The sequence below is a fragment of the Nocardia sp. bgisy118 genome, assembly GCF_057708605.1.
This window is the reverse complement of the sequence record NZ_JBYISM010000009.1, coordinates 60,912-87,703: the sequence shown is the minus strand read 5'-3', so window position 1 is coordinate 87,703 and position 26,792 is coordinate 60,912. Positions and strand designations below refer to the sequence as shown.

At 66.5% G+C, this 26,792-nt stretch carries 24 protein-coding genes and 1 pseudogene; 7 read left to right on the top strand and 18 right to left on the bottom strand.

Features of this window, described 5'->3' with window-relative positions; translation table 11 throughout:
• Positions 1-21 precede the first annotated feature (21 nt).
• The 7 genes from ppk2 to AC3EO7_RS13760 all read right to left on the bottom strand — a co-directional run bounded on the left by ppk2 (position 22) and on the right by AC3EO7_RS13760 (position 6,928).
• Positions 22-918: a polyphosphate kinase 2 gene (ppk2, locus tag AC3EO7_RS13790; RefSeq protein WP_435591368.1), complete on the bottom strand. Its 897-nt coding sequence runs from the start codon at positions 916-918 to the stop codon at positions 22-24.
• Positions 919-934: 16 nt separating this feature from the next.
• Complete coding sequence (locus tag AC3EO7_RS13785) at positions 935-1,339, bottom strand: DUF7144 family membrane protein (RefSeq protein WP_431969881.1); 405 nt, start codon at positions 1,337-1,339, stop codon at positions 935-937.
• A gap of 411 nt (positions 1,340-1,750) precedes the next feature.
• Positions 1,751-2,569 (bottom strand): class II glutamine amidotransferase, encoded by an 819-nt coding sequence (locus tag AC3EO7_RS13780; RefSeq protein ID WP_431969880.1) that lies wholly within the window; start codon positions 2,567-2,569, stop codon positions 1,751-1,753.
• Positions 2,570-2,652: 83 nt separating this feature from the next.
• Positions 2,653-3,189 (bottom strand): hypothetical protein, encoded by a 537-nt coding sequence (locus AC3EO7_RS13775; RefSeq protein WP_431969879.1) that lies wholly within the window; start codon positions 3,187-3,189, stop codon positions 2,653-2,655.
• Between the two features lie 4 nt (positions 3,190-3,193).
• The gene (locus AC3EO7_RS13770) at positions 3,194-4,576 is read right to left on the bottom strand and encodes an MFS transporter (RefSeq protein WP_431969878.1); all 1,383 of its coding nucleotides are present in this window, start codon (positions 4,574-4,576) and stop codon (positions 3,194-3,196) included.
• Positions 4,577-4,588: 12 nt separating this feature from the next.
• A complete protein-coding gene (locus AC3EO7_RS13765) occupies positions 4,589-6,430 on the bottom strand; it encodes a glycoside hydrolase family 15 protein (protein ID WP_435591367.1) in 1,842 nt (613 codons plus the stop codon).
• Positions 6,431-6,532: 102 nt separating this feature from the next.
• On the bottom strand, positions 6,533-6,928 hold the full coding sequence (locus AC3EO7_RS13760; RefSeq protein WP_431970016.1) for an SHOCT domain-containing protein: 396 nt from the start codon (positions 6,926-6,928) through the stop codon (positions 6,533-6,535).
• Between the two features lie 545 nt (positions 6,929-7,473).
• On the opposite strand from AC3EO7_RS13760, the gene AC3EO7_RS13755 reads away from it, so the two are divergent.
• Positions 7,474-7,800 (top strand): GYD domain-containing protein, encoded by a 327-nt coding sequence (locus tag AC3EO7_RS13755; RefSeq protein ID WP_431969876.1) that lies wholly within the window; start codon positions 7,474-7,476, stop codon positions 7,798-7,800.
• A gap of 55 nt (positions 7,801-7,855) precedes the next feature.
• Here AC3EO7_RS13755 and AC3EO7_RS13750 read toward each other — a convergent pair whose 3' ends face one another.
• The 6 genes and pseudogenes from AC3EO7_RS13750 to AC3EO7_RS13725 form a co-directional block, all read right to left on the bottom strand.
• A complete protein-coding gene (locus AC3EO7_RS13750; protein ID WP_431969875.1) occupies positions 7,856-8,560 on the bottom strand; it encodes a DUF5995 family protein in 705 nt (234 codons plus the stop codon).
• Positions 8,561-8,968: 408 nt separating this feature from the next.
• On the bottom strand, positions 8,969-9,337 hold the full coding sequence (locus AC3EO7_RS13745; RefSeq protein ID WP_431969874.1) for a SpoIIAA family protein: 369 nt from the start codon (positions 9,335-9,337) through the stop codon (positions 8,969-8,971).
• Positions 9,338-9,418: 81 nt separating this feature from the next.
• Positions 9,419-9,937, bottom strand: a complete 519-nt coding sequence (locus AC3EO7_RS13740) for a GNAT family N-acetyltransferase (RefSeq protein ID WP_431969873.1) — start codon at positions 9,935-9,937, stop codon at positions 9,419-9,421.
• Between the two features lie 7 nt (positions 9,938-9,944).
• The gene (locus AC3EO7_RS13735) at positions 9,945-10,187 is read right to left on the bottom strand and encodes a YgaP family membrane protein (protein ID WP_435591366.1); all 243 of its coding nucleotides are present in this window, start codon (positions 10,185-10,187) and stop codon (positions 9,945-9,947) included.
• A gap of 44 nt (positions 10,188-10,231) precedes the next feature.
• Positions 10,232-10,501 (bottom strand): metal-sensitive transcriptional regulator, encoded by a 270-nt coding sequence (locus AC3EO7_RS13730; protein ID WP_431969871.1) that lies wholly within the window; start codon positions 10,499-10,501, stop codon positions 10,232-10,234.
• Positions 10,502-10,589: 88 nt separating this feature from the next.
• Positions 10,590-12,747, bottom strand: a pseudogene (locus AC3EO7_RS13725) (MMPL family transporter).
• A gap of 124 nt (positions 12,748-12,871) precedes the next feature.
• Here AC3EO7_RS13725 and AC3EO7_RS13720 point away from each other — a divergent pair.
• Together AC3EO7_RS13720 and AC3EO7_RS13715 are read left to right on the top strand one after the other, a co-directional pair.
• Positions 12,872-14,500, top strand: a complete 1,629-nt coding sequence (locus AC3EO7_RS13720) for an FAD-dependent oxidoreductase (protein WP_435591365.1) — start codon at positions 12,872-12,874, stop codon at positions 14,498-14,500.
• 41 nt (positions 14,501-14,541) lie between these two features.
• The gene (locus tag AC3EO7_RS13715) at positions 14,542-14,688 is read left to right on the top strand and encodes a hypothetical protein (RefSeq protein WP_488186272.1); all 147 of its coding nucleotides are present in this window, start codon (positions 14,542-14,544) and stop codon (positions 14,686-14,688) included.
• Between the two features lie 595 nt (positions 14,689-15,283).
• Here AC3EO7_RS13715 and AC3EO7_RS13710 read toward each other — a convergent pair.
• From AC3EO7_RS13710 to AC3EO7_RS13700, 3 genes are all read right to left on the bottom strand, one after another.
• Entirely contained in the window at positions 15,284-16,603 is a 1,320-nt protein-coding gene (locus AC3EO7_RS13710) for a diacylglycerol/lipid kinase family protein (RefSeq protein ID WP_435591442.1), read from the bottom strand.
• A 49-nt stretch (positions 16,604-16,652) separates the two neighbouring features.
• Positions 16,653-18,362, bottom strand: coding sequence for a SulP family inorganic anion transporter (locus AC3EO7_RS13705; RefSeq protein WP_435591364.1), 1,710 nt, complete (start codon positions 18,360-18,362; stop codon positions 16,653-16,655).
• Between the two features lie 85 nt (positions 18,363-18,447).
• On the bottom strand, positions 18,448-18,873 hold the full coding sequence (locus AC3EO7_RS13700; RefSeq protein WP_435591363.1) for a DUF7144 family membrane protein: 426 nt from the start codon (positions 18,871-18,873) through the stop codon (positions 18,448-18,450).
• A gap of 324 nt (positions 18,874-19,197) precedes the next feature.
• Here AC3EO7_RS13700 and AC3EO7_RS13695 point away from each other — a divergent pair, with 324 nt between their 5' ends.
• Both AC3EO7_RS13695 and AC3EO7_RS13690 read left to right on the top strand, forming a co-directional pair.
• A complete protein-coding gene (locus AC3EO7_RS13695; RefSeq protein WP_431969866.1) occupies positions 19,198-19,710 on the top strand; it encodes a DUF2231 domain-containing protein in 513 nt (170 codons plus the stop codon).
• 323 nt (positions 19,711-20,033) lie between these two features.
• Entirely contained in the window at positions 20,034-20,369 is a 336-nt protein-coding gene (locus tag AC3EO7_RS13690; RefSeq protein WP_431969865.1) for a histone-like nucleoid-structuring protein Lsr2, read from the top strand.
• A gap of 244 nt (positions 20,370-20,613) precedes the next feature.
• Here AC3EO7_RS13690 and AC3EO7_RS13685 read toward each other — a convergent pair whose 3' ends face one another.
• The gene (locus AC3EO7_RS13685; protein ID WP_435591362.1) at positions 20,614-21,552 is read right to left on the bottom strand and encodes an oxidoreductase; all 939 of its coding nucleotides are present in this window, start codon (positions 21,550-21,552) and stop codon (positions 20,614-20,616) included.
• Positions 21,553-21,710: 158 nt separating this feature from the next.
• On the opposite strand from AC3EO7_RS13685, the gene AC3EO7_RS13680 reads away from it, so the two are divergent.
• The gene (locus AC3EO7_RS13680) at positions 21,711-22,841 is read left to right on the top strand and encodes an IS630 family transposase (RefSeq protein WP_435591441.1); all 1,131 of its coding nucleotides are present in this window, start codon (positions 21,711-21,713) and stop codon (positions 22,839-22,841) included.
• 7 nt (positions 22,842-22,848) lie between these two features.
• On the opposite strand, the gene AC3EO7_RS13675 is transcribed toward AC3EO7_RS13680, so the two are convergent.
• A complete protein-coding gene (locus tag AC3EO7_RS13675) occupies positions 22,849-24,369 on the bottom strand; it encodes an amidohydrolase family protein (RefSeq protein ID WP_435591361.1) in 1,521 nt (506 codons plus the stop codon).
• A gap of 248 nt (positions 24,370-24,617) precedes the next feature.
• Between AC3EO7_RS13675 and AC3EO7_RS13670 the strand changes: the two genes are divergently transcribed.
• Positions 24,618-26,783, top strand: a complete 2,166-nt coding sequence (locus tag AC3EO7_RS13670; protein ID WP_435591360.1) for an acyltransferase family protein — start codon at positions 24,618-24,620, stop codon at positions 26,781-26,783.
• The last annotated feature ends 9 nt before the right edge of the window (positions 26,784-26,792 follow it).

Below are 26,792 nucleotides of genomic sequence, written 5' to 3'. Positions count from 1 at the left end.
GTCCTTTCCTGGCCGGGACTCTCAGAAGGGGGTCGGAATCCAGTGCAGGGGCAGCGTCGGTGGCTGGTAGCCCGCCGGGCTCTGCCGTTCCGGCAACGTGATCTTCGGGTGGTCCGGGTGCTCGTAGGGGATCTGGCTCAGCAGGTGGCTGATGATGTTGAGCCGCCCACGCTTCTTGTCGTCGTTGTTCGCGACATACCATGGCGCCCAACCGGTGTCGGTGTAGCGGAACATCTCGTCGCGCGCTCGCGAGTAGTCGTACCAGCGGCTGTAGGACTCCAGGTCCAGGTCGGACAGCTTCCAGAATTTGCGCGGGTCGTCGATCCGGCTCTGCAGCCGCAATGTCTGCTGCTCCTCGCTCAGCTCGAGCCAGTACTTCAGCAGGATGACGCCGGATTCGACGATCGATTTCTCGACCGTCGGGATGGCCTCGAGGAAGCGCTGGGCCTCCTCCTCGGTGCAGAATCCCATCACGCGTTCGACACCGGCGCGGTTGTACCAGCTGCGGTCGAAGATGACGACTTCCCCGCCCGCGGGAAGATGGGGCAGGTAGCGCTGCACGTACATCTGCGATTTCTCGCGTTCCGTCGGCGCGGGCAGCGCGACCACGCGGAACACCCGCGGGCTGACCCGCTCGGTGATCGCCTTGATGACACCGCCTTTCCCCGCGGTGTCGCGCCCCTCGAACAGGACACAGATCTTCGCCCCCGACGACTTCACCCACGACTGCAACGCGACGAGTTCGGCGTGCAGCGGCGCGAGATGACGGTAGTACTCCTTTTTCGTCATCGGTGGTGGCGGCGCCGGAGCGGAGGGCTCGATCAACTCACCCGAGGCGTCGGTTCGTTCGCTCGGCGCGTGTTTGCCCGCCCCACCCTTCTTGCCTTTGGTTTTGCCGTGTCCGGCCTTCTTTCCCATGATGCGCAGGCCCGGTTCAGATGCGGTCGGGCTGCCACGTCGTCACGGCCCAGATCACGACGACATTCAAGGTGATGATCACGATCGACCACCACGGGTAGTAGGGCAGCCACAGGAAGTTCGCCAGGATGGACAGCGCCGCGAGGAAGACCGCGACCACGCGCGCCCACATGGCTCCGGCCATCAGCGCGGCTGCCGCGATCACCACCAGAATCCCTAGAATCAGGTGGATCCAGCCCCAACTGGTGGCGCTGAACTGATAGGCGTAGTTGGGCCCGGTCACCAGAATGTCGTCCTTGGCAATGGCCGAGATTCCCTCGAAGATCGAGAGAATGCCGACGGCCAACAGCAAGATCGCGGCGCCGATCGACGTCCCCGCCGCCACCGCCTGCTTCACGGAATGCTCATCAGTTGCTGACATCGCGAGTCACCTCTAATCATTCGGGACGATTTCGATCGATCAATCGCCGCATCGCTCGAACCGGATGGGCCAGTAGGAGAACAGCCGAACGGCGCCGTTGGCCGAGAGTGTCGATGGATCGGCGCAGTAGAACGATGGTTTATGCCAAGGGCGGGCGGGCTGCGTCGCTCGGTCCGAGGTCGGCTTCGACGCCCGGAGTTCAGCGAGGCGTGACGCCCGCATCGCGGCCGCTGGCACCGATGACGGCACTCGCCTCACTTCGTCAGCATATCTCCAGCGACACTATCGCCGTAGTCGAATCGCGACCGCACGGGCCCGTCGCAACCTCCCGGTGACCTGCCCGATCAGGGGGAAGTGCCGGGTGGTGGTCCCACCGCCCGGTGCGCCGCTCGGGTGTGCGGCGAACACGCGTTACGGCGAGATCGGTTGGAAGGGGCGAATTTCGTCGTGCCCGGGACGGACGACACCGGCCGAGGATTCCGGGACTTCGTTCCACGCGCCCGAGAGATCGCGCAGCGGCTCGGAGACCACGAACCGCGCCTCCTCGCTGAGCAGGGCGAGCGACTCGACCTCCGGATGCAGCGCGCGCACCTTCGCTATCTCGGTCGAGTAGAACAGCGTCCGCGTGTGCCGTTCGCTGGAGTACCGGAAGAACCACATCGACTCGCCGTCGGTGGTGGCGACGCTCATCTGCACGGGGTGGGTCACGTTGTGCGCGCGCCCGACCTCTTCGACGAGACCGACGGCACGGGCGACCGCGCCGAACGGATCGTCGGTGAGACCGAAGGTGAGCGCGAGGAAGAACAGGAGTTCGGAGTCGGTGGACCCCTCGATATCGGTGAACAGGGCCGGATCCACCGCGGTCAGCAGATCGCGTTTCATCGCACGGAAACCGTTGAGCGCTCCGTTGTGCATCCACAGCCACCCGTCGTGCCGGAAGGGGTGGCAGTTGCTGCGCTGCACGGCGGTCCCGGTCGACGCGCGCACGTGGGCGAAGAACAGCGGCGTCCGCACGGCGCCCGCGATCTCGCGCAGGTTCTGGTCGTTCCATGCGGGTTCGATGTTCTTGAACACCGCCGGCCGCGAACCCTCGCCGTACCAGCCGATCCCGAAGCCGTCACCATTCGTCGTCGTCGCGCCGAGCCGGGAGTGCATGCTCTGGTCGATCAGCGAATGCACCGGCCGGAACAGCAGGTCCTCGGCCAGGATCGGTTTCCCCGAGTAAGCCATCCACCTGCACATATATCGATTGAAGCAGACCGTTGCAAGACTCGGATCGAAACTCGCATTCCGTCGACCGGTGGCCGCTCGCCTCAGTGGGTGAGCACGACCTTGACGATCACAACGGTCGCGGCGACCGCGGTCAGCAGGACGGCGCCTTGCACGGAGGACCGCGTCGGGCGCTCGCCCTTCAGCCGGGCGATGACGAACACGATGCCCCCGATGCGGGCCAGCACGGTGAGTTCCGCGAAGATCTGCGCGGTCTTCGGCTCCAGCCACCCCAGCCACCCGGTGGCGAGGATCGCGCACGGCAGCACGGCGGAACTGAGAATGGGGATCGAATTGCGCAATTCACGCACCTGTTCCGCCCAAGTCAGTGGACTTCGTTGCCGCACCGTGTGTCCGACGGCTTCGGCGAAGGCATGGGCGACGAACGTCGACAGCGCGGTGCCGAGAACGACCAGAATGCCGAGGTGCTTTTCCGCCGCGACGAACGGCACGAGCGCGGCCAGCACCAGCACATTGCCATAGATGTAGGCGCTGATGCGGCTGGCCGCGTTGTCGCGATCCAACGGTCTGCTGCGGGAGAACAGCGGACCGTGCAGCAGCGTGCGCGTGTCGACGCCCATCGGATCAGGTGGGCTGGACGGGGCCGGATTGCCGGGGCAGAAGTGCCGCGGTGATCAGTCCGGCGACACCGAGGGCGGCCAGCGTGATCATCGCGGCGGCGTAGGCGTGACCGGTCAGTCCGGCGGCCAGGATGGTGCCCGCGATGGCGGTGCCCAGCGAGGAGCCGAGGTTCGACACGCTGCGCGACAAGCCGGAGATCTCGCCCTGCTGCTCCTCGCCGAAGCTGGACTGAACGATATTGACCGCCGGGGTGAGCATCACGCCCAATCCCACGCCGATCAGCAGCAATCCGGGGACGAATGCCCACAGGCTCTCCGAGCGCCCGGTCATCGCGATCAGCACGACGATGCCAACGACGGTGATCAGAAAACCGGCCATGATCAGCGTGCGCTGGGCGCGCCTTCGGGCCAGCCGCGCGGCGGCCAGCGACGACACCAGCAGTCCCAGGGTGGCCGCGGTGAAGATCACGCCGGTCTCGATCGCGTTGTAGCCCCGGACAACCTGGAGATACGCCGCGACGACGAACGACGTTCCCATCAGCAGCAGCCATTGCAGGTTCTGCGTCACCAGACCGAGGTTCGAGGTGCGGTTACGGAACAAGCTGGTCGAGATCAGCGGCTCCCGACCCGATCGCTCCCGCGCGCGAATCCACAGGAAGAACCACACCAGCACCGCCGCGCCCGCCGCGAGCAGGGTGACCATCAGCCGAATATCGTCGTCGGCGGCCAGGATTCCCATGACGAGCAGCACCAGCCCGATCGCCGAGAGCGCCGAGCCGGGAATGTCGAACGACTTCGTCGGGTCCGCGGGGAGCGGGTCGACGACGCGCAGGCTGAGCAGCACGATCACCGCGACCACCAGCGCTTGGAACCCGAACGCCGCGCGCCAGCCGAGACCCGAGGTGATGAGTCCGCCGAGCAACGGGCCTGCGGCTGCGCCGATCCCGCCCAAGGCCATGATCACACCGAATGCCCTTGCGCGGGAGGTGGTTTCGGTGAAGAACAGGGTGGTCAGGATATAGACCGGCGGGATCAGCATCGCGGTGCCGACGCCCTCCAGGATCGAGTTGCCCAGGATCAGCACGCCGAGTCCGGGCGCGAGCGCGCTCAGCACCGCGCCGATGCCGTACACGATCAGGCCCACGATGAAACAGCGTTTGCGCCCGTATCGGTCGGTCAGCTTCCCTCCGGGGATCATCAGCGCGGCCATGACCAACAGGAAGGTGGTGATGACGATCTGCACGCCCTGCACCGTGGTGTTCAGATCCCGGCTGATGTCGTTGATCATCACGTTCATGTTCGAACCAGCGAAGCTGCAGATGAACTGCGCGAGCGCCAGCGGAACGAGTACCGCGCGCGGTGGGCTGGAGACGCCTGTGTCGGTCATCGGCTCATCGATCTATCCGGATGGTTCCGGTCGCGCCTCGGCGCGGTCGAGTTGCTCGTCGAGAGCCATGGCGGCGGCGACCAGGGCCAAGTGGGTGAACGCCTGGGGGAAGTTGCCGAGCTGCTCACCGGAGGGGCCGATCTCCTCGGCGAACAGCCCGACGTGATTGGCGTAGGTGAGCATCTTGTCGAAGGCGTAGCGGGCCTGCGCGACACGACCCGCGCGGGCCAGTGCTTCCACGTACAAGAAGCTGCACAGATTGAAGGTGCCCTCGACCCCGCGCAGACCGTCCGGAGACGCCTCGGGGTCGTACCGGTAGACCAGGCTGTCGCTGACCAGTTCCTGGTCCATGGCGTCCAGCGTGCTCAGCCACGCGGGGTCCCGCGGTGACAGGAAACCCATGCGCGGCATCAGCAGCAGTGACGCGTCCAGCACATCGGTGGCGTAGTGCTGGACGAACGCCTGCCGCTTCGTGCTCCAGCCGCGCTCGACGATCTGCGTGAACACCTCGTCCCGCGCGCGCGTCCACCGCGCCACATCCGCGGGCCGCGAGTATTTGGTGGCCAAGCGAATGCCGCGATCGAACGCCACCCAGGTCATCAGCCTGCTGTAGGTGAACTCCTGCCTGCCGCCGCGGGTTTCCCAGATGCCCTCGTCGTGCCGGTCCCAGTTGTCGGCGAGCCAGTCGGTCAGTTTCGCGTACGCGCGCCACCCTTCGATGCCGCCGATATCGGGAGCCTGCGACAGCGCGTCGGCGGCCTCACCGTAGATATCGAGCTGGATCTGGTCGGCCGCCGCGTTGCCGACCCGGACCGGGGCGGAACCTCGGTAGCCCTCCAGGTGGGTGAGCACCTCCTCCTCGAGCAGCGGGTCGCCATCGATCCGGTACATGATCTGCAGCGGCTCACCCGAGGCGGTGCCGCCCGCGTCGAGACGGTCACGCAGCCAACGCCGGAACGCGTAGGCCTCCTCGGTGAAGCCGAGATCGATCAGCGCCCGCACCGACAGGGAGGCGTCCCGGATCCAGGTGTAGCGGTAGTCCCAGTTGCGCTCGCCGCCCACCTGCTCCGGCAGCCCCATGGTGGCCGCGGCGATCGGCGCACCGGTCGGCGCGTAGGTGAGCAGCTTCAACGTGATCGCCGAGCGGTTGACCATATCCCGCCAGCGGCCCTGATAGGTGGACGAACGCAACCAGGACTGCCAGAAGTTCCGGCACCGTTCGAAGTCGGCGAGGATGTCGTCACGACCGGGATGCTCGGGCGCGGGGCCCTCGCTCGCCGTGCTGGTCAACACCACCACGGCGGTCTCGCCTTGGGAGAGCGTGAAATGTGCCGTGATGTCACCGTTCTCGGCCCGCAGCGTCACCGGTTCGGTGGTCCGCAGGTGCAGGTCCGTGCCGGGGCCGTGGAAGACCACCGCGCGGTCGTCGATCTGCTCGAGGGTGTGCGCGGCGCGACCGTAGTCGAATCGCGGCTTGCAGGTCAGCGTGAAGGACAGAGTCCCTCGCACCACCCGGGCCACCCGCACCAGCCGATGCCGATCGGTGGGCGTGGTACCCCGGATCGGATCCATGAAGTCGCCGACCTCACCGACCCCGTCCGGTCCGAGGAACCGGGTGACGAGAATGGCCGTATCCGGCATGTACAGCTGGCGGATCGACACCTCGTCGTCGGTGGAATCCACGGCGAGTCGGCAGAAGCCGCCGCGCTCGCTGTCCAGCAGGGAAGCGAAGACGCTCGGCGAATCGAACCGCGGCGTGCACCACCAGTCGATCGTGCCCGCCGAGGACACCAGAGCGGCGGTTTGCAGGTCGCCGACGATGCCGTGCTCGGCGATCGGTGGGTACTTGTTCACGAGCGCTCCTTCACTCCCGTGCAAGTCGGTGATCGGTGGACCGGCGAGGGGCGAATTCCATTTCTGGAACGGATATTTCGCCTCTTTCCGGGTCACCGCCTCTTACACGGAGGGGGTTTGTCCCAGCGCCCGAGCCTTGAGCTGTTCGAATTCCGCCGCGGTGATCACGCCGGAGTCGTGCAGCGACTTCGCTTCGGCGATCTGCTCGGTGGGAGACTTGCCCGCCGCGACCTGCCGGATGTACTCGTCGGTGCTCTGCTTGGCCTCGAGTTGCATCTGCCGCGCCCGCTCGGCCATGCCGCGACCACGGACGATCAGGTAGACGAACGCACTGAGGTAGGGCAGCAGTATCAGCACGATCACCCACAGGGTCTTGCCGAGGCCCGAGACGGTGTGGTCGCGGAACAGATCGACCAAGATCTGGAACAGGACGATCAAGTACGCCACGAAGGCGAACACGATGATCGTGTACCACAACAGGTCCCAGAACGAATCCAACATGGTGAATCCTCCTCCGAGTGTGCGACCCCCGCTTCTTTGTCCGACCGGGCGGCGCCCGTCTGCGCCGGAGCGGGACGATCCACCGCTGATATCGGCCCGCCTCGCATCGCCTACGTGCACATCCGTTCACCGATGATATCCGGCGGACAATGCGGATGCGGCCACTCTCAGCAACCGAATCCGGTGGGGATCGTGGTAAACGACGTCACTGCTTTTCGCTGACGCGCTTCGGTGCGCGTCGATGCCATCTGCCAGGGGCGTCTCGTTCGTCTCGAAAATCGTAGGATGCCGCGTCGATCGGTGCCCGGCAACCCACCCTGCCTCGTGCCAGCACAGTAGCAAACACTCGGACACAGCGAAACCCGCTTATTTCACTGCGGCGGGAAGAGTGGCGTCGGGCGGCCGCGACGACGTCGCAGTGTCCCCACTGTCACGGTGCCGCATCATTGCCGCGACGGTGCCTCCGCGGCGCCGCCCCGTGGTCGCCGAGACCGTAAGGTCGGTCCTGCCAAGAGAGTTCTGCGAGAAGGAGGAGTTAGGAAATGCCCAAGTATCTGTGGCGAGTCGGCTACTCCGATGAGGGGGCTCGCGGTGTGCTGGCGCAGGGCGGCAGCGCCCGCCGGGCGGCTATCACGGAAATGGTCGAAAGCGTGGGCGGCCATGTGGACGTCTGCTATTTCGCTTTCGGGGACGACGATCTGTTCGTGATCGGTGATGTCCCGGACGAGGTTTCGGCCGCGGCGCTCGCCATCCGCACCGCGGCCTCCGGCGCGGCGATGTCGCACACCGTGACTCTGCTGACCCCCGAGCAGGTCGACGAAGCCGTCGCGCGGGAGGTCACCTATCGGCCTCCGGTGGAGGCGCCTTAGCGCGTGGAACGACTCGGCCGAACCGCCGCGCGGCCTCGGCCGAGTCGTTCGATCGTCACTTCGGCGGCGGAACGACCGGGGTGACGAGCATTCGGCCCGCGGTGCCGACGGTTTCCTCGAGGGTTCGCTTGCTCATCCCGAGCAGCACCTGGTTGTTGCGCTGCTGCCAGAGAATCTGCGTGGTGTTCCACGCGGTGTCCCGCGCGCGGGCGATGCTGAAGCTGGACAGAATGTGCTTGAGCGCCTCGGCGTCCTTGGTGGTCAGCTTCAGCAGCGCGGGCTCGTATTCCGCCCTGACCTCGGCCTCGATCTTGCTCAGCAGCTCGTTGACTTTGAGGTAGTCGGCATGCACCGGTTTGGTGTCCGGCGTGGTGCCGCGCTCCTTACACGTCTCGACCACCGCGGTCGCCAAATCGTGGTTGATATGGGCGTTCATGCCCGCCAGCGCGAACTGCAACGGCCACACGGTGCGGTTGGCGCGGGCATCGAAGACCGGCCGCCAGACCGGGTTGGGCCGCTTGCCGAGCTTGGCGGCATCGACCGCGTCGAAATACAGCCGAGCGAAGATCACATCGAGGCGTTCCACGAATGCGGAGTCCGTGAAGAATCCTTCGGTGATCTGTTGTCCCACCAATTCGGTGACGCGCAGATACATGTTGTTGAAGCTCGCGACTCCGTCGCGCGGATCGAGTTCGTCCTTGATAGCGCGCATCCGCCGGATGACCTCTTCGACGGGCCCGGGAATCTGGGTAACCTTCATGCTGTCCTCCTCCGCAGGATCGTTTCGTCTGTCAGCGACATTGTCTGGACGCTGTATCGACAGCGTCTCGTAAAGCACTGCTACAGTGTCGATTTCGCTGCTTCGTAGAACTCGGAACCGCACCGTTCACGTGCCACTGAATGGCCGGAATCGCACGTACGCGGGCCCTCGGCATCGAAGTCTTTCCTCGAGCAGCCGCGAGAATTGCGGCTCTTGCCGAGCGGGGAATATTGGTGGCCACGTGTCTGCGTACACCGCCGCCCTGTTCGACGGCCGAATTCACGTACTTCCCGAATATACTGGCAAGCCACCACGCTCACCGGACAACGAAGAATTCTCCGGCGGCCGCCGAAAGACCGGGCTCGACGGCCCGGATGAACGCGAGTTCGCGTATCCGGTGTCCGGGCCTCAGTGGTCGGCCGCTGCCGCCCAGGCGATCGCTTCGTCTCGGTTCGCGACGGGGAAGCGTTTGAATTCTCCCGGTGTCATCCAGCCGAACAGCGAGGTGACGGTGATCATCCAGTCGAGGTCGGTGACCAGCGCGATCCGCTTCCAGCGAGTGAGGTGCTCGACTCCGAGCTTCAGATCCTCCCACGCCGCCTCGGGCGTCATGCCTTCGAATCGTTCGAACACCAAGACGATTCGGATCTCGTCGCCGCGACCCCAGACTTCGCGGATGGCGGGCATCAGTATCTTTTCGTAGTCGGATGCCTCGAGCCGTCCCGTTGCTTCGAACCCGATGACGCCGTCCGGCAATCCTCCGATCGGTTCCAGCATGATCACGACCGTAGCACCCATATCGAATCACTCGCAGGTGCTTACTCGAAATGCGATTTCGCACGTCGAGTGCTCGAGGCGTTATTCGCGCGGGTCGATCGAATCGCTGCGGGGTGCCTGCCTGCGGTGCGCGTCATTGTGGGGGAGATTCGGGCCCGAGTTCTTCCTCGGCTGAGGTCGACTCGGCGGCGTCCAGCGGACCTGGAATCGTTCGACGCCGGGGTACTTTTCTCCCAGCGAGATCGCCTCGAATCCGGTTGCGAGGTAAAAGGTCAGGGCGTCTCGGTCGGTTTCGGCGAGCAGGCTGTGCCCAGGCGCCCGTGACCGAATCTCGGCAAGCAGGTGCCGACCGATGCCGGTGCGGCGGTGAGGTTCTCGTGTAGCGATATGCAGCAGTACCGCGTGGTCCTCGGACACCACGTAGCCCGCCACGCCCATCAGTTCGTTGTCGAGGACCACCGCGATGAGGTGGGCGGCATGGTCGGCCCGGTAGCGCCGCGCTGCGGCGTCCAGTCGTGAACGGTCGCCGCCGATGGCTGCGAAGAGAAGATCGGCCACGTCGGGGTCGGTGGGATCCGCCGAAATGGTCCGGAGGGTCATCGACGTCTCAGGTTCGCGCTGTGGTGCAACTCGCGGTCGCGGGAACGCCGAGGCGCTGCAGCAGCAGGGTGGCCGGGCACCAGCCGACGGCGCTGTAGAGCAGCAGGTTCGCGCCGACGAAGCCGGTCAGGACGAGCCACCAAGGCGAGACCGCCGCGGCGAGCAGGGTGCTGACGAGAACGAAGACGCCGGCCAGTAGCGGGACGACGCGTCCGATGGTCCAACCGTCGTGGCGGGGTAGAGTCGGCACAGGTCATCGAATCCAATCATGTTGTGTGCCTTCGCATTATGCGATCAGGCAAGAGAAAGAAAGAGCTTTTCGAGTTCGGCTTCGGTCATCGGTTCGGAGCCGTCGGCGGTGTCTCCGGTGAGGCATTCGCGCAGGCCGGTCGCGACGATCTTGAAGCCGGCGCGGTCGAGCGCTCGGGAGACGGCGGCGAGCTGGGTGACCACGTCCTTGCAGTCGCGGCCCTGCTCGATCATGGAGATCACGCCGGTGAGCTGACCCTGCGCGCGGCGCAGGCGGTTGAGCACCTGGGCGATAGTCTCTTCGTTGCCGACCATGATGGGTTCCTTTCCTCGAATACTTCAACCCATGATACCCCTGGGGGTATTCCCGGGCTCGGTGTGAACCGAGCCCGGGAAGGCGGGGTCAGTGGTGGGCGAAGCTGATCGAGGGGAGGGCTTTGCGCAGCCAGGCGGGGGACCACCAGGCGGCGTGGCCGGTCAGCCGCAGCAGCACCGGCAGCAGCACCAGGCGCACCGAACGCGTCCAGCAGCACGGCGACGCCCAGGATGATGCCCATCTCCTTCGGTGGCAGCGGGTCGGCGAGGGCGAAGGTGAAGAACACCGCGACCATGACCGCGGCGGCGGCGAAGATCACCCGTCCGGAATGCGCCATGCCGTCGACCTGAGCGAGCTTCGGATCGCCGGAGCGTTCGTAGTGCTCCTTGGCGGTGGCCAGCAGGAACACCGTGTAGTCCATGGCGATGGCGAAGATCATGGCGAAGAAGAACACCGGTCCCCACCCGTCCAGGAATCCCTGCGGGGTGAAGCCGAGCAGACCCGCGCCGTGTCCGTCCTGGAAGATCAGCTTCGCGACACCGAACGCCGCGGCGGTGGACAGCAGGCTGACCGCGGTGCCCAGCGCGGCGATCAACGGCGCTTGCAGGGCGATCAGCAGCAGTGCGAATCCCAGCACCAGGATGATGCCGACGATCATGGGCAGGTAGTCGTTCAGCGCCTGTTGTAGATCCAGGTTCTCCGCTGGTGCGCCGCCGACCAGTGCGCCAGAAGGCAGGGTGTCCCGCAGATCGTCGAGGATCCCGCCCATGCGCGCATCCGACGGATCGATATCGGGCAGCGCCTGCATCATCACCAGACCGCTCTCATCGAGCGCGGGCTGAGCCGGGGTGACCATGCTGATCCCGTCCACGGTCACAGCAGCCGAGGCGAGCTCGGTGGCTTCGTCGGCGGGTCCGATGATCTGCAGCATTCCCGGTGCACCCTCGCCCATTTGCGCCTGGACGAGTTCATAGCCCTGGCGGACGGACGCGTCGGCGGGGACGACCTGGATCGATGGCATCGCCACCGTCAGGCCGAACACGGGCGCCGACAGCCCGATCAACATGGCCAGCGCGCCGATCGCGAACGGCCACGGCTTGTCGTGCAGCAGTCGGCCCCAGGAGGCGAACTTCGGAGAACGGTGTTGCTGGCGCTTGGCGTGTGGCAGCGCACCGGCATTGACCTTGCCGCCCAGGGATCCCAGCGCGGCCGGTAGCAGCGTCGTGGTGGCCAGCAAAACGAACGCCACCGCGAACATGATCCCGACGGCCATCGTCCGGACCGCTGGGGCGGGCACGATCAATACCGCGGAGAGGCTGACCAGGACCGTCAGTCCGGACAGCACAACGGCTTTGCCCGCGGTGTCCATGGTTTCGGCCACGGCGGCCCTGGCGGTGGGCGCGGTAGTGAGCGCGTCGCGGAAGCGGGCGACGATGAACAGCGCGTAGTCGATGCCCAGCGCGAGGGCGAACATCATGGCGAAGTTCATGGCCCACACCGAGATCGGCGTGATCTGGTTGAGCAGCACCAGTCCGCCGGCCGAGGCGACCAGTCCCGCGAGAGTCAGCAACAGCGGCAGTCCGGCCGCGACGAGCGAGCCGAAGGCCAGCACCATGATCGCCAGGGTGACCGGCCAGGAGAACATTTCTGCCTTGATCATGGCGTCGTGGTTTGCCTTGTTGAAGTCGCTCCACAGCGCGGACGCGCCGGTGGGGTAGACCTCGATTCCGTCGCCGGACAGGGCGGTCAGCGTGTCCTTGTGATCATCGACGGCTTTGACCATGTCGTCGGTGGAGGCGTTGGCGCCCGCGATGAGGATGCCGGTGTGCCCGTCGCGGCTGATCGACATCCCGGGCTGCGGGGAGATGACCTCTCCGAAGCGCGAATCATCAGCGAACACCTGTGTGATCTCGCTCAGGACATGCTGCACCTGCGAGCTATCGATCGTCGCGGTGTCCGAGTGCACGACAACCTGGACCGCGGCCGAGGAGTTTCCGCCGAAGTGCTGCTGCGCCAGTTCACGCACCTGCACCGATTCCGAGCCGTTGGCCTGCCAGCCCGCCCCGGCGAGTGAGGTGAACACGCTCGGCGCGGCGGCGCCGAGAACGATCAACACGAGCAGCCATACCCCGAACACGATCCGGGCGCGCCCGGCCATCGCGGCCCCGATTCGGCCGAGCATCCCGGCGGACCCGCCGGGTGGCGAACTGTTTCTAGCGGGGGAAAGCGTCGGTGAGTCGGTCATCACAATTCTCCTTCCATACCCCGGGGGGTATTCTGATGCTCGTAGTCAAGATACCCCTGGGGGTATACGAGAGTGAAGGGTGGCCTGCCGCACAGTGGGGCGAGGCCAGTCCGGAAGGAGCGAGATGAAGGTTGTGATCGTCGGTGGAGTGGCCGGTGGTATGTCGGCCGCCACCCGCTTGCGGCGGTTGATGGAATCGGCGGAAATCGTCGTTCTCGAGCGCGGCGATCATGTGTCGTTCGCGAACTGCGGCCTGCCCTACTACGTCGGCGGGGTGATCCCGAAACGCGAATCGCTGCTGTTGCAGACACCCGAGTCGCTCGCGGCGAGGTTCCGCCTGGACGTGCGCGTGCGGCACGAGGTGATCGCCCTCGACCCGGAGAATCGCACCGTCACCGTGCGTGCGCTGGATTCGGGTCGCGAATACGTCGAACCGTTCGACGAGTTGGTGCTGAGCACCGGCGCCGCGCCGATCGTGCCGCCGCTGCCGGGCGTCGAGCGCGCCCTGGTGGTGCGCGATGTCGCCGACGTCGATCGCTTGGCCGCGGCTGCGGCCGATGCGCAGTCCGCGGTCGTGGTCGGCGCGGGCTTCATCGGAGTGGAGATGGCTGAAAACCTCGTACGCAAGGGGATTTCGACCACCGTGGTCGGGCGCGGCCCGCAGGTGCTGGCTCCGCTGGATGTCGAGATGGCCGCGCCGGTCGCCGCCGAAATGTGCGACAACGGGATTCGATTGGAGCTGGGTGTGGAGCCGGTCGGCATCGACGCCGAGGCGGTGACCCTCTCCGATCGGCGTGTGATCCCGGCCGATCTGGTCGTCATGGCGATCGGAGTACGACCGGAGAGCGCTCTTGCCCGCGATGCCGGATTGGCGATCGGCTCGGGTGGCGGCATCGTGGTCGACGATCGGCTGCGCACGTCGGCCCCGCACATCTATGCCGTCGGCGATGTGGTGGAGAAGCTGGACGCGGTGACAGGACAGTCGATGCTGGTCCCGCTGGCGAATGCGGCGAATCGGCAAGGGCGGCTGGTCGCCGATGCGATCACGGGCCTGACGGTTGCGGACCCGCCAGCTCGAGGCACCGCGATCATCGGCGTATTCGATGTGCGAGCGGCAATGACCGGATGGAGCGAGACTCGATTGCGTGCCGCGGGGCGTCCTTTCCGTGTTCTCCATTCGCATCCGCTCGCCCACGCCGGGTACTACCCGGGAGCCCGCGCGATGTCGATGAAGCTGCTCATCGATCCCGAAACGGACGCGATACTCGGTGCGCAGGCGGTCGGCGGTGAAGGCGTCGACAAGCGTATCGACGTGCTCGCCACCGCGATGGCAGGCGAAATCCCGGCCTCCCGATTGATGGACCTGGAGCTGGCGTACGCACCGCAGTTCGGTTCGGCCAAGGATCCGGTGAACATGCTTGGTTACATGGCCGACAACCTGCGCATCGGCGCGCTTCGCACGGTGCAGTGGCACGAAATCGACGAGGTGATCGCTGCGGGATCGCACCTGGTCGACGTGCGATCGCCGGAGAAGTTCGCCGCGGGTTCCATCCCCGGCGCACGCAATATCCCCTTGGATGAACTGCGTGAAAGGGTGGACGAGATCCCGCAAGGCTCCGTTCTGGTTTTCTGTCAGGTGGGGCAACGCGGCAACAGTGCGACGCGAGTGCTGACCCAGCGCGGTAGGCAGGCGGTCAACCTGGATGGCGGATATCGGACCTGGCGAGATGCGATCGCCGGACAATCCAGGTAACTCTGCCGCGAAATCCGTATACACAGAAAGGGAAAAGGGACATGTGTCAACGAATCATCTGCCATAGGTGCGGCAAGCCCGGCTACGAGGGATGTGGAAGTCACGTCGAGCAGGTGCTCGGCGATGTACCTGAGGCGCAGCGCTGTTCCTGTGACGTCCAGCCGCGCCCCCGCAAGCGCTGGTTCTGAGGACCGCCGGCTGATCGATCCGTAGGCGACGAACACGCTGCCGACTCGCGCGATCAGCCAACCCGGTGGGGCGTGGTCGAGGTCTGGGCTACGGGCCCGGTCGGCCTTGTCGCGGGCTTGCCATCGACGTTGCCGTGGGAGCGGCGTCGTGGCCGATGAGGCCGAGAAGTTCATACGGCCGGTGACGATTCCGGAAGAGGAGCGGAAGTTGACTGATTCCCACCTGTACGTTGCTCGAGGTGGCAGGCCATGAACGCCGAACGAAGACGCCCATGCGAAGGTGATGTGTACCTGCGGATTTGGCTGGCCGGGATGGCCTTCGACTACACGGCCGACATGGCGGCGGTACGCAATTCGATCCTCGATTGGAGGCAAACGAACTGTTGCACGATCGAATTGATACAAAACGCTGTCGAGGACTGTCGGCTGTTGCCGCGACTGCCTTGCGAACGACTGTTTCTCGGGCGGTGACCGGCCGCGCCGAGGTACCGGCTGGTCGCCGGGCGGAGTCGCTCCGCTACCTGCTGCCCGAGGCGGGCCGGTACTGCGCGGCCTGATTCGCGCCGGCACACCGTCTCCGCGCGGGACCCGATCATCAGGCGCCGGAGCGTGATCCGGGTGCGCGCCTGGGGCGACGTGCCCTCTCCCGCAGGCGAATCCAGTCCACCGCGGGGGTGGGCGCGGGCGTGCCCGGTCGCGTTCTCGGCACACGCACCCGCAGCGCGCCCGGCGCTATCGTGCAGCGGACCGGCGTGGTGAGCAGCAGCGATTCCCCGTCGACTCCGACGGGGATGGTGCCGGTGTCGGCTTCGACGATCACCTCGCGGGTGGTCTGCTGGACGAGTTGCCGGAATCGGCCGACGCACAGCAGATCGATGGCTTGACGGGTGCTGGCCACCGAGAGGGCGACCGCCCCGAGCAGGCCGCGGTCGATCCGGGCGCGGCGGCTCAGTCCGGCGAGATCCCCGCTGCCATACGGATTGTTGCTGACCAGGACGGCCTGCGGCCCGTCGACGACGGTGTCGCCGATATGCGCGACGAGCCGCGAACCCGTTTGTCCGGCAAGCAGATCCGGGAGCGTCTGGAGTGTGGTCGCGGTCTTGTCGTCGCGGTAGGCGGGGCTGCGTACGAGTTCGGCGTAGACGCCGAAGGAGGCGTTGTTGACGAAGGGGCGGCCATTGATGGCGCCCAGGTCCACTCGCAAGTCGACGCCGTCGGTGAGCGCGTCGAGCGAGGCGCCGGGATCGGCGCGGTCCAGACCGAGATCCATGGCGAAGTGGTTGCGCGTTCCCGCGCTGATCACCAGGAACGGCACGTCGGATTCGGCGGCGACGCCCGCGACGAGCGCCTGCGTTCCGTCACCGCCCGCGACGCCGAGCAGATCCGCGCCGCGCGCGACGGCGTCGCGTGCCGCGGCAACGACGTCAATGGTCTCCGGCCCTTCGAGCAGCAGGACCTCGGCGCCGAGTTCCTCGGCTCTGCGCCGCAGGTCGAATCGCGCGACCTTGCCTCCGCCGGAATGCGGATTCATGATCAGAAACGGGTGATTCGGCGGCGCGGCCGGGTATTCGGGCATCCGCGTGTCGCGCTCGTGCTCGCCCAGCGCGATACGCGCGCAGATCAGCGCCAGCGCCGCCAGGCCGCACGTCAGCAGCACCACCCATAGCAGCTGGGCGCGAACGAACAGAACGAACACGACGATCGGCGCTAGCACCGCCACCACCGCTCCGGCCGCCCGCAGCACCCCGCGCCGGGACAGGAACCAATAGAGCGCCGCGACCGTCACCACCGCGCCGCCGATGCCGACCATCACCAACCCCGCGGTCCCGAGCAGTCCGGCGAACAGCACCGGGACGAGCACGGCGCAGCCCACCGACACGAAAGCGGCTCGCGCCGACCACCGTCGCACGCGCACATCGCCGGCCGCCGCATCGTTGCCGTATTCGTCCTTGTTCACGGTCGCCTCATTCCTGTGGGTGGATGCGGTCCTGGCGTTCGAGGAAGTCCGCGACCGCGGCGTCCACGGTGGGGTAGAAGTGGGTGGCGTCGAATCGGTCACCCACGCCGAATCGGAGGAGCCGATCCTTGATCGGCCCCTTCATCTCCGCGAAGGCCAGCCGGATTCCTTGGCCTTCCAGGTACCTGTCCAGGTCGACGAGTTCGTCCACGGCGGTGGTGTCGAGGCCGGTGATCGGTTCCGCGGCGATGACGACCCACTCGACCGGAGTCGGGGCTTTGGACACCACCCCGCGGACGTACTCGTCGAAGATCTCGCCATTCGCGAAGAACAGGGGAGCATCGAACCGGACCAGGACCAACCCCGGGATTCGCTGTCCGTCGGGGTGGCGTTCGATGTCGTGGTAGCCGGGGCGGTCAGCCGTGCGCACCAATTCGGTGCGGTAGGGCTGCCACGCGCGCGCGACCACGGCGACGAACGACAATCCGATCGCGACCAGAATCCCTTGCAGTACACCCGCGAACACCACCCCGAGGAAAGCCGCGACCGCGAGCCAGAATTCCACGGTGCTCATATGCCACATCCGGACCATGCCGCCCACGTCGATGAGCGCGGTGGCCGCGACGATGACCACGGCCGCGAGCGCCGCGTCGGGCAGGTACGCGGTGAGACCGGGCGCGACGAGGACGAACGCCAAGACCGCCAGCGCGCCGACGACTCCTGTCAACTGGGTGTGAGCTCCGCTCTGTTCGGCGACCGGAGTGCGGGAACCGCTCGCCGACACCGGAAACCCGCCGAACAACCCGCCCGCGATATTCGACACGCCGATGGCCTTCATCTCGGTGCTGCCGTTCACGTCCTCGCCGTGGCGGGAGGCGAATGTCCGTGACAGCACACCGGTGTCGGCGAACGCGATCAGCGCGATCCCGGCGGCGGGCCCGATCAGGCGCACGACGTCGTGCCAGTCGACGCCACCGATCGAGGGCAGCGGCAACCCTTCGGGAAGGGCACCGACCATGGGGATGTCGTCCGTGAGATCCGCCGCGGCGCACAGTACGATGGCTCCCGCCACGGCCACCAGCACGCCGGGAATTACGGGCAGCCACATCCTGATGGCCACGATGATCACGATGGCGCCGACGCCGATACCGGCCGCCACCGGATCGACCCTGCCGTCGAACACCGCCCTGGCGGTCTCGGCGACCTCCGCGAGCACACCCGTGGCGTCGACGGAGAATCCGAGCAGTTTGGGCAGCTGCCCCACGACGACGATGAGCGCGATCGCGTTGAGATATCCGAGCCGGATGGGCTTGGACAGCAATTCGGTCACGAAGCCGAGCCGCAGGAATCCGCCGATCAACAGAATGAGGCCCATGAGAACGCCCAGGACACCGGCCAGGGCGAGCGCGTCGTCCTGATCGCCCGCCACGGCCAGCGGCAGGACGGCGGCCGCGATGAGCGGGGCCAGCGAGGAGTCCGGGCCGAGGACCAGGATCCGGGATGGACCCACTACCGCGTAGGCGAGCAGCGGGACGATGGTGGCGTAGAGACCGGCGTAGGCGGGCAGGCCCGCGGCCTCGGCGTATCCCATTCCGGCGGGGATCAGCAGCGCGGTCAGGACGAGTCCGGCGGTGATGTCCGTGCGCAGCCAGTCCCGCCGGTACCGCAGGGCGGTCGCGATACCGGGCAACCGGCCGAGGACATCTGTCCAGGACATCGATCGGCCTCAGCCGTCACGTGCGCGCAAGGGTCCACCGTCCCGGTGAGGGGATTTCCTGCTCACGATTCTCCTCCGAGGCGCTTCACAGCTGTGGCTGCCAGGCGGTCACCGCCCAGATGACCACCACGCTCAGCGCGATGACGAGCAGCGACCATGCCGGATAATAGGGCAGCGACAGGAAGTTCGCGATGATCACCAGCATGGCTACGGCCACTGCGGCGTAGCGGCCCCATGTCCGGCCGAAGAGCAGTCCGACGGCGCAGAGCACGCCGACGGCGCCGAGGATCAGATGGATCCAACCCCAGGTGGTCGAGTCGAACGCGTAGATGTAGTCGACGCCCGCGACGTAGATCTCGTCCTTGGCGATGGCCGAGACTCCCTCGAGCACGGAGACCGTGGCGAGCACGAGCAGCATGATCGCCGCCGTGATCGAGATCCCCGTGGCGACGCTCTGCCGCTGGAAGGGTTCGGCGGGCGGGGGACTCTGGACACCCGATGGGTTCGTCATGGTGGACTCCTCATCGCTATCGGACCGGATCCGCCGATTGTCGCCCCGCGAGCGGGCGCGAATCCTCACCTGTTCCGGGTGAAGTGAGCGACCGACAGAGCGACTCCCCGCCGGGAACGCTCACGGCGACGTGACCCGGTACGGCGCGATCAGGGTGGTTATCAGTCGACGCGCCGTGGCAACCGCGTGGTCGGCGTCCCGTCGAATCGGTAGTTCCGATCTTTTCGGGTATGCGTCTGTCGAGTCTGGATCGAAAGAAACGAGCAGCGAACGGCCGCGCTCCGAGCGGCCACCGATACCGATACCCAGGCAGCAGGGGTTGCTATGACCAGTGAGATGCAGAAGGCAAAACAACCGGTCGTCTCCGTGGTGGCCGGTCCGTACGGACATCCGTTCCACCCGATCCTGGTCACCGTGCCGATCGGGGCGTGGGTGGCGAGCGTGGTGTTCGATATCGCCTCGCGGGTGGTGGACGACCCGCAGTTCCTCGCCCGCGGCGCGACGTGGCTGATCGCGATCGGAGTGCTCGGCGCACTGGTCGCGGCGGTGGTGGGTCTGCTGGACTTGCTCGCGATACCGACCGGCACCACGGCGTTTCGCATCGGTTTGTTGCACATGAGCCTCAATCTGACGGTGACCGCCGCCTTCGTCGTCGGCTTCTTCTGGCGCACTGCCGGTAGCGGTCCGCAGGGCGCCGTGTCCTGGGGCCAGCTGGTGCTGTCGATCGTCGCCCTGGCTGTGCTTGGCGTCTCCGGCTATCTCGGCGGGCAGCTCGCCTATCACTACGGTGTCCGGGTCGCGGACGAAACCACCCAGGCGAGCGGCTTCCGACACTGATCCGCGACAAGGAAGAACCGGAGGTCAGGCGGGGGTGATGTCGGGTTCGATCAGCAGTTGATCGCGGCCCTGCCGGGCGGCGCGGCCGAGAATCGCCGCGAGCCGCTCGTCGGGGGCGAAGCACCCGAACCGAATGAGATACCGGTGAGGTCAGGCCGCGCCCGAAGGAGTTCGTTCGGCTTCTGCGATGTGTAATCGACGACGAGGTGGGCGTAACATGCTGAATCTCGACCGGCGAGTTCGTAGATTGGTGTCGAGTCTCTGCGCGTCCGGTTCATCGCGCAGGTGTCGGTGGGTTTCGAATTGGGAGTGGGGTATCTGGTATGGCGCGCAAGGTAGTCGTCACGGTCGTCGATGATTTCGACGGTCACTCGCAGGCGGCGGAGACGGTGTCGTTCGCGGTGGACGGTGTCGAGTACGAGATCGACCTATCGGAGGAGAACGCCGCGCGATTGCGAGAGTCGTTCGCGCAATGGGTTCCTCATAGCCGACGGGTGGGTAAAGCGGGTCGGCGCAGCAGGAGTATCGAGACCGCGGCCACCGATGGTCCTCGTCCCGGTGTGGTGCGGGAGTGGGCCAGGGCGAACGGATTCGACGTTCCCCGGCGAGGGCGCGTGCCCGCCGATGTCGTGGCCGCGTACCAAAAGGCCGCGTCCTAGGCGCGGCAATCGCGGATCAGGGTCCGTCCTCCCGAAGGTCGAAACGGGAGGACGGACCACTTCCCCGTCAGGCCGCGGGAACGCCGCCACGTTCTCGGGCCGCTACGACCATATCGGGTAATGGGCGAACGGGGGGCGTTTGACGCGAACTTTGTGTCGTCGCTTGGCTTGTGGTGGTCATACGTCGGTTGTTTTCCGCGGCGCACGCATTTCTCCGCGCGAAACCCACTCGGCGGCACCGTCGTCAACTGCTCGCCGCGGTGGACACGTCGATCGGCACCCCGGTCTCCCGCTCGGAGACGTCCCACAGTTTGGCGATGGCGCTGTTCATTCCGATTCTGCGGAAGATCGGTTTGCGCACCGGCGGTCCATTGTTGACGAACATCGGACCGTAGAAATCACCGCCGTTCGCGGCAGGGTCCGTCGCCGCACGCAGTTGCGGCAGCGCCCCATCGGATGCGGACATCCCCGTGTGCACAGCGGCCCACTGGCTGAACCGCTGTGTCAGGCCGCCGCCGGATTCCCGCACGCTGACCGCTTGCAGGTTGGTGTTCGACAAGCCGGGATGCGCGAGGAGGCTCGCCGCGCCCACGCCTGCCCGCTCGAACTCCTGCTGCAATCCCAGGCCGAAGTGGAAGTTGGCGAGCTTGGCCTGACCATATGCGCGCCACGGTCCGTAGCGACCTTCCAGGTGGGGGTTGGCCGGATCGACGGCGCGACCCATGTGATGCGCTGTGCTCGTCACGGTCACGATCCGGGCTCGGGCAGTGCGCAGCAGCGCAGGCATCAGCAGCGCGGTCAGCGTCCAATGCCCCAAATGGTCCACGCCGAACTGCATTTCGAAGCCGTCGACGGTCTTCGCCTCGCCGGTCGCCATCACCCCGGCGTTGTTGATCAGCAGATCGATGCGCTGATGTGCGCCGAGGATCTTCTCGCTCGCCGCGCGGACGGATGCCTGCGCGGAGAGATCGAGGGCGATCAACTCGAGGGAGGCGTCCGGCGCCATCGCGCGGATGTTCTCGACCGCGGCCGCGGCCTTGTCCTGATTGCGCACCGCCATCACCACGTGTGCGCCCTTGGCCGCCAGTTGCCGCGCCGTCTCCAGCCCGAGCCCGCTGTTGGCCCCGGTCACCACCGCCGTCCGGCCGCGCTGATCGGGGATTTGGGAAGCGTTCCAGAACATCGCGAACCTCCTGGTGGAATGTTCGGTCGTCAGCGAAATCTACCAAATCGAGGGCGCGCGGAACCGGCATCGGGCCGTAATCACCGGCCAGCGGGTATCGGGGTGAACTAGTGCCTCGTCCAAGTAGGTTGCCTCGGTAACCGGGTGTCGGGTTGATCGTGGGCCTGTGGTCGGTGATGCTGCCGGTGGAGGTGGTGCCGGTGGCCCGGAAGCCGGAAGTGTTTGTGCGAGCGGTGACCCCGGAGGACGGGCGCCGGTTGCAGAAGATCACCAAGGCGAGCAAACAGCCGATCAGGACACGACGAGCAATCGTGGTGATGGCCTCGGCGCAGCGGCAGCCGGTGCCCGCGATCGCTCGGTTGATGCAGGTCAGCGAGGCGTATGTGCGGCAGGTGATCCACGAGTTCAACGAACGGGGGTTCGAGGCTTTGGACCCAAAATGGAGCGCGGGCAGGCCGAAGAAGGTAGATCGGGCGACGCGTGAACGCATCGCCTGCATCGCCCGGTGCTGCCCGCGGGACCTGGGCTGGCCGTTCTCGGTGTGGAGTCTGTCGAAACTGCGAGAAGTGTTGCTCAGCAACGGAATCGCTGATATCAGCCGCGAAACTCTGCGCAAGATCCTCAAAGCCGAGGGGGTGTCGTGGCAGGCGGTCAAAACCTGGAAAGCCGGGACCGACCCCGAGTTCACCGCGAAGATGAACCGTGTCCTGGACCTCTACGACCACCGGCCCACCGATGGACGGGTGGTCTGCGTGGACGAGTTCGGGCCGCTGAACTTGCAACCCCGCGCTGGTCGTGGCTGGTTCCCACGACGAACCCCGAAACGGCTGCGGGCGACCTACCGGCGCACCCAGGGCGTGCGGCACCTACTCGGCGCTCTGGATCTGGCGACCGGCAAGCTCCACTATCGGATCCGGGATCGTAAGCGATGGCAGGAGTTCCTGTCGTTGCTGAAGTCGCTGCGGGCGCGCTGGCCTGGCGAAAGGCTCTACGTCATCGTCGACAACTTCTCCCCGCACAAGCGAGCCGAGGTCCGCGCCTGGGCCGCGGTCAACGACGTGGAGCTGGTGTTCCTGCCGACCTATTCATCGTGGTTGAACTGGATCGAAGCCGAATTCGCCGCTCTCCGCTATTTCGCGTTGAACGGAACCGACCACCGCAGCCACAACGAACAGGACGCCGCGATCGGCGCCTACATCCGCTGGTACAACCAGCACGCCCAACCCAAACGCGACTTCGCCGTCAACTCCAAGATCCGGCAACCTGATTACCTACCGAAGGTTGCTTGACGAGGCACTAGGCTAGCCAGGCGCGCTCGTCACCGGCGAAGCGATTGACGGGACCCGGGGTGGCGACCGCCCGGAAATAGGCCGCGGAGATCGCGTCGGCCAGCACGGCATTGCGACGATCCAGATCGTCCTGCCAGGCGATGATTTCCGGCAGCAGCCGGTCGAGTTCCGCGCGCGTCGCGCGTTCGTCGACCGTGGTCACCTCGCCGCCCGCGACGACGACGCGCCCCGCCACGAGGACCGTGTCGATCGACGATCCGTTCTCGGAGTAGACCAGCTGATTGTCGAGCTTCTGGCGCGGGGTGAAGGCCATGGTGTCGAGATCGAAGAGCACCAGGTCGGCTTGCTTGCCCACCTCGATCGTTCCGATGACGCGATCGAGCACCGCGCTGCGGGCTCCGCCGATGGTCGCCGCGGTGAGCACCTCGTCGACTCGCGGCCAGCGGCGGAAATCGGGATCGGTCACCTTGTGCAACAGCGCCGCCGTTTTCACCACGTCGAGCATGCGCGGCGAGTCGCTGCTGGAGCAGCCGTCGGTGCCGAGCGCGACGTTGACCCCGGCGTCGTGCAGCAGCCGCCACGCCGCGATGCCCGAGCCGAGTTTCAGGTTGGAGACGGGGTTGTGCGCGAGGGAGGTGCGGGCATCTGCGACGAGTTCGATATCGGACTCGGTCACCCAGATGCCGTGGGCCAAAGTGGTATTGGCGGTCAGTGCGCCGATCCTGTGCAGATACTCGACCAGTGTTCCGCCGTAGTGTTCGGGTCCGGTGATCATCTGGGTCTTGGTCTCGAGCACGTGGATGTGGCACTCGGCGTCGTTGGTCCGCGCCAACTGGGTCGCCCCGGCGATCAGCTCGGGGCTACAGCGCTGCGGCGCGGACGGCGCGGTCATGAACCGCAGCCGTCCGTCGCCGCGGCCGTGCAGAGTGTCGAACGCGCGGCGGCAGAAATCGAGGTACTCGTCGTCGGCGGGAGCGGGCAGCGACCTGAGGTGCCGCACCATCGCCGAATCCAGCAGATCGTCCAGAAAGGGGATGGTGTCGACGAAGGGCCGGGTGATGACGTGCCCGGAGATGTTGGCCCGGATGCCGACTTCGTCGTAGGCGTCGAACACCGCCGCGAGCTGCGCCCACTCCTGATTCGGATTCTCGATCACGTCGTCGACGATGGTGGTGACGCCGGCTTTGAGCGATTCGATCGCGAACAGCGTGCTGCGCAACCGCACCAGCTCCGGGGCGACGCGGCTGTCACCGAGGATCGGATAGCTCATGGTGAGCCACAGTTCGAGCGGCAGATTGTCGTAGCGCCCCTTGAACAGCGTCTCCCACGAGTGGGTGTGCGCGTTGACGAGCCCGGGAACGACCAAGCGGTCGCACCCGTCGATGACGGTGTCGCCGTCGGCCGGGGTCAGGCCGGCGCCGATCTCGGCGATGCGATCGCCTTCGATCCGGATGCTGCGCACGACCGGTGTGCTGCCGGAGATGCCGTCCATGGTCAGCACGTGTGCGTCTTCGATGAGGATTCCCACGCTCTTCCTCTATCACGGTGGATCACCGACGAGGCGGAGCCCACCTCGATCGAAGTCAGGCCAATTTCTTATTTGCGGGAATGAAACTATTCGGAGTTATTGATTGTCCGCGTCCCGATGCCGATGCATTGTGAAAATCCCGATCTCGTACTCGATCTGCCTATCGGTCCGAAAGGGTCGAGGTCGGGGAGCCTGCGACGCGGTGAGTTGCCGTGACATAGCCAGCAAGATCGCGAACAATGCCGTCCATGACGGTGGTGGCGAGCGGCGGATTGACGAATCTGCAGGATAATCGCGCACTCAACGCGACACCGCGCGGAGGATTTCGACCCGACATCGAGGGGTTGCGGGCAGTCGCCGTACTGGCTGTTGTGCTTTTCCATGCGAACATGCCCGGGGTTCGGGGCGGATTCGTCGGCGTGGATGTCTTTTTCGTCATTTCCGGCTTCCTCGTCACCGGAATCCTCTTCCGCGAGGCGGCCGCCGACGGCGCTGTCGGACTGGTCCGGTTCTACGGCGCGCGGGTCCGCCGTCTGCTGCCCGCGGCGGGTGTCGTGCTGATCGCCACCGCGATCGGCGCGGCCGTACTGCTGCCGCCGCTACAGGCCCGCCAAGTCCTCGGCGATGGGATCGCCGGCGCCTTGTACGCCGGGAACTATCGGCTCGCGTTGCGCGGCAACGACTACCTCGCAGGCGATACGCTGCCGTCGCCGTTTCAGCACTTCTGGTCGCTCGGTGTGGAGGAGCAGTTCTATCTCTTGTGGCCCGTGCTGATCGCCGCCACGGCTTGGTTCGCGCGACGGCGCCGGATCGGATCGACCGGTCCGTTCCCGTACATGGTCGTTCTCGCGGTTGTCGCCGCGCTCTCCTTCGCGATCTCGCTGATCCTGACCCGCACGCTGCCCTCGTGGGCCTTCTTCTCGCTGCCGACGCGAGCCTGGGAGCTGGGTGCGGGCGGCATGATCGCGCTGTCGGCCGGCGTGTGGTCCCGATTGCCGAAATCGGTCGCCGCCCTTGCCGGATGGATCGGACTGGTCCTCATCGTCGCGGCGTATTCCCAGCTGAACGAGACGACACCGTATCCGGGCACCGCGGCCGTGCTGCCCGTTCTCGGTACCGCCCTGGTGATCGTATCCGGTTGCGCTGACACGCGATTCGGAGTCGGGCGCGGACTGGCGCTGCGTGGAATGCGAGCGATCGGTCGCGTGTCGTACTCCTGGTATCTGTGGCACTGGCCGGTATTGCTGCTGGCGCCGCGCGTGCTCGGGCACCAGCTCGGACTGGGTGGCTCGATGGGCGCGCTCATGATGGCAGGCGGGCTCGCGATGCTCACGTTGTGGCTGGTCGAGAATCCGGCCCGCTTCGCCGCCCCGTTGCGAAGCTCGGCCGCACGCAGCCTCGCCTGCGGCGGCGCGATCACGGCGGTCGTCAGTTGTGTGGCACTGACGCTGCTCGTGCTCGTTCCCGCCCCGGTCGGCCGTGGCGCGGCAGCCCCGGCTCTCACGCTCGCCACGCCCGCCGCATCGGCCACTCCCGGCGTCGACCCGCGCGACGCGGTGGTCCGGCAGCTGATTGCGGAGACCCAGGACGCGGTCGCCGCATCGGCCGAAATCCAGGCTGTCCCTTCGAATCTCACGCCCTCGCTCGCCGACGCGCCTGGCGACAAGGCAGGCGTGTTCACCGACGGCTGCGTGCGATCGTGGCGTGACGTGGGACAGGCCGAGTGCGCCTCCGGCGATCCGGACTCGGCCACGACGGTGGCCCTGGTCGGCGATTCGCATGCGGCGATGTGGCATCCGGCGTTCGAGCCGATCGCCGCGGCACGGCACTGGCGGCTGGAAACCATGGCCAAGGTCACCTGCCCGTTGCTCGACCTGCCCATCACCAGCCCGTATCTGGGCCGGGAGTACACCGAATGCGAACAGTGGCGCGGCCAGATCCTGACCCGGCTACAGGCCGAACGCCCCCGTTTGGTCGTGCTGAGCATGTCCAGGCGCTACGGCGCCGACTTCGGCTTCGTCTCCTACGACCAGGCCTGGGTCGACAGCCTCAACCGCTTGGTCGGCCGGCTGCGCGCGACCGGTGCGGCGGTCCTCGTTCTCGGGTCGGTCCCCGATCCGCGCACCACCGTGCCCGCGTGCCTGTCCGAACATCTCGACAATGCCGGGGCCTGCACGCCGACGCGGCCGGTCGCGGTCGACGATGCGGGTATCGCGGCCGAGCAAGCGGCGGCCACCGCCGGTGGCGGCCGGTACGCCGATCTGACCTCGCTGTTCTGCACCGCCGCCCGCTGCCCGCTCGTGATCGGCGACAACCTGGTGTACCGCGATGACAATCACCTCACCGTCGGTTACGCCAGAACGCTCGGACCGGTCATCGCCGCACTCGCCGACCGTGCGCTCGCCGAGGATTGAGCCGGGCTG

Bases quoted from the DNA above. Each gene is read 5' to 3' on its own strand.
- AC3EO7_RS13755 (WP_431969876.1), top strand. From the start codon at position 7,474: ATGCCCAAGTATCTGTGGCGAGTCGGCTACTCCGATGAGGGGGCTCGC.
- AC3EO7_RS13690 (WP_431969865.1), top strand. From the start codon at position 20,034: ATGGCGCGCAAGGTAGTCGTCACGGTCGTCGATGATTTCGACGGTCAC.
- AC3EO7_RS13775 (WP_431969879.1), bottom strand. From the start codon at position 3,189: ATGGGCGTCGACACGCGCACGCTGCTGCACGGTCCGCTGTTCTCCCGC.
- AC3EO7_RS13695 (WP_431969866.1), top strand. From the start codon at position 19,198: ATGACCAGTGAGATGCAGAAGGCAAAACAACCGGTCGTCTCCGTGGTG.
- AC3EO7_RS13745 (WP_431969874.1), bottom strand. From the start codon at position 9,337: ATGCTGGAACCGATCGGAGGATTGCCGGACGGCGTCATCGGGTTCGAA.
- AC3EO7_RS13700 (WP_435591363.1), bottom strand. From the start codon at position 18,873: ATGACGAACCCATCGGGTGTCCAGAGTCCCCCGCCCGCCGAACCCTTC.
- AC3EO7_RS13740 (WP_431969873.1), bottom strand. From the start codon at position 9,937: ATGACCCTCCGGACCATTTCGGCGGATCCCACCGACCCCGACGTGGCC.
- AC3EO7_RS13780 (WP_431969880.1), bottom strand. From the start codon at position 2,569: ATGGCTTACTCGGGGAAACCGATCCTGGCCGAGGACCTGCTGTTCCGG.
- AC3EO7_RS13715 (WP_488186272.1), top strand. From the start codon at position 14,542: ATGTGTCAACGAATCATCTGCCATAGGTGCGGCAAGCCCGGCTACGAG.
- AC3EO7_RS13705 (WP_435591364.1), bottom strand. From the start codon at position 18,362: ATGTCCTGGACAGATGTCCTCGGCCGGTTGCCCGGTATCGCGACCGCC.
- AC3EO7_RS13685 (WP_435591362.1), bottom strand. From the start codon at position 21,552: ATGTTCTGGAACGCTTCCCAAATCCCCGATCAGCGCGGCCGGACGGCG.
- AC3EO7_RS13670 (WP_435591360.1), top strand. From the start codon at position 24,618: ATGACGGTGGTGGCGAGCGGCGGATTGACGAATCTGCAGGATAATCGC.
- ppk2 (WP_435591368.1), bottom strand. From the start codon at position 918: ATGGGAAAGAAGGCCGGACACGGCAAAACCAAAGGCAAGAAGGGTGGG.
- AC3EO7_RS13785 (WP_431969881.1), bottom strand. From the start codon at position 1,339: ATGTCAGCAACTGATGAGCATTCCGTGAAGCAGGCGGTGGCGGCGGGG.
- AC3EO7_RS13730 (WP_431969871.1), bottom strand. From the start codon at position 10,501: ATGGTCGGCAACGAAGAGACTATCGCCCAGGTGCTCAACCGCCTGCGC.
- AC3EO7_RS13720 (WP_435591365.1), top strand. From the start codon at position 12,872: ATGAAGGTTGTGATCGTCGGTGGAGTGGCCGGTGGTATGTCGGCCGCC.
- AC3EO7_RS13770 (WP_431969878.1), bottom strand. From the start codon at position 4,576: ATGACCGACACAGGCGTCTCCAGCCCACCGCGCGCGGTACTCGTTCCG.
- AC3EO7_RS13750 (WP_431969875.1), bottom strand. From the start codon at position 8,560: ATGAAGGTTACCCAGATTCCCGGGCCCGTCGAAGAGGTCATCCGGCGG.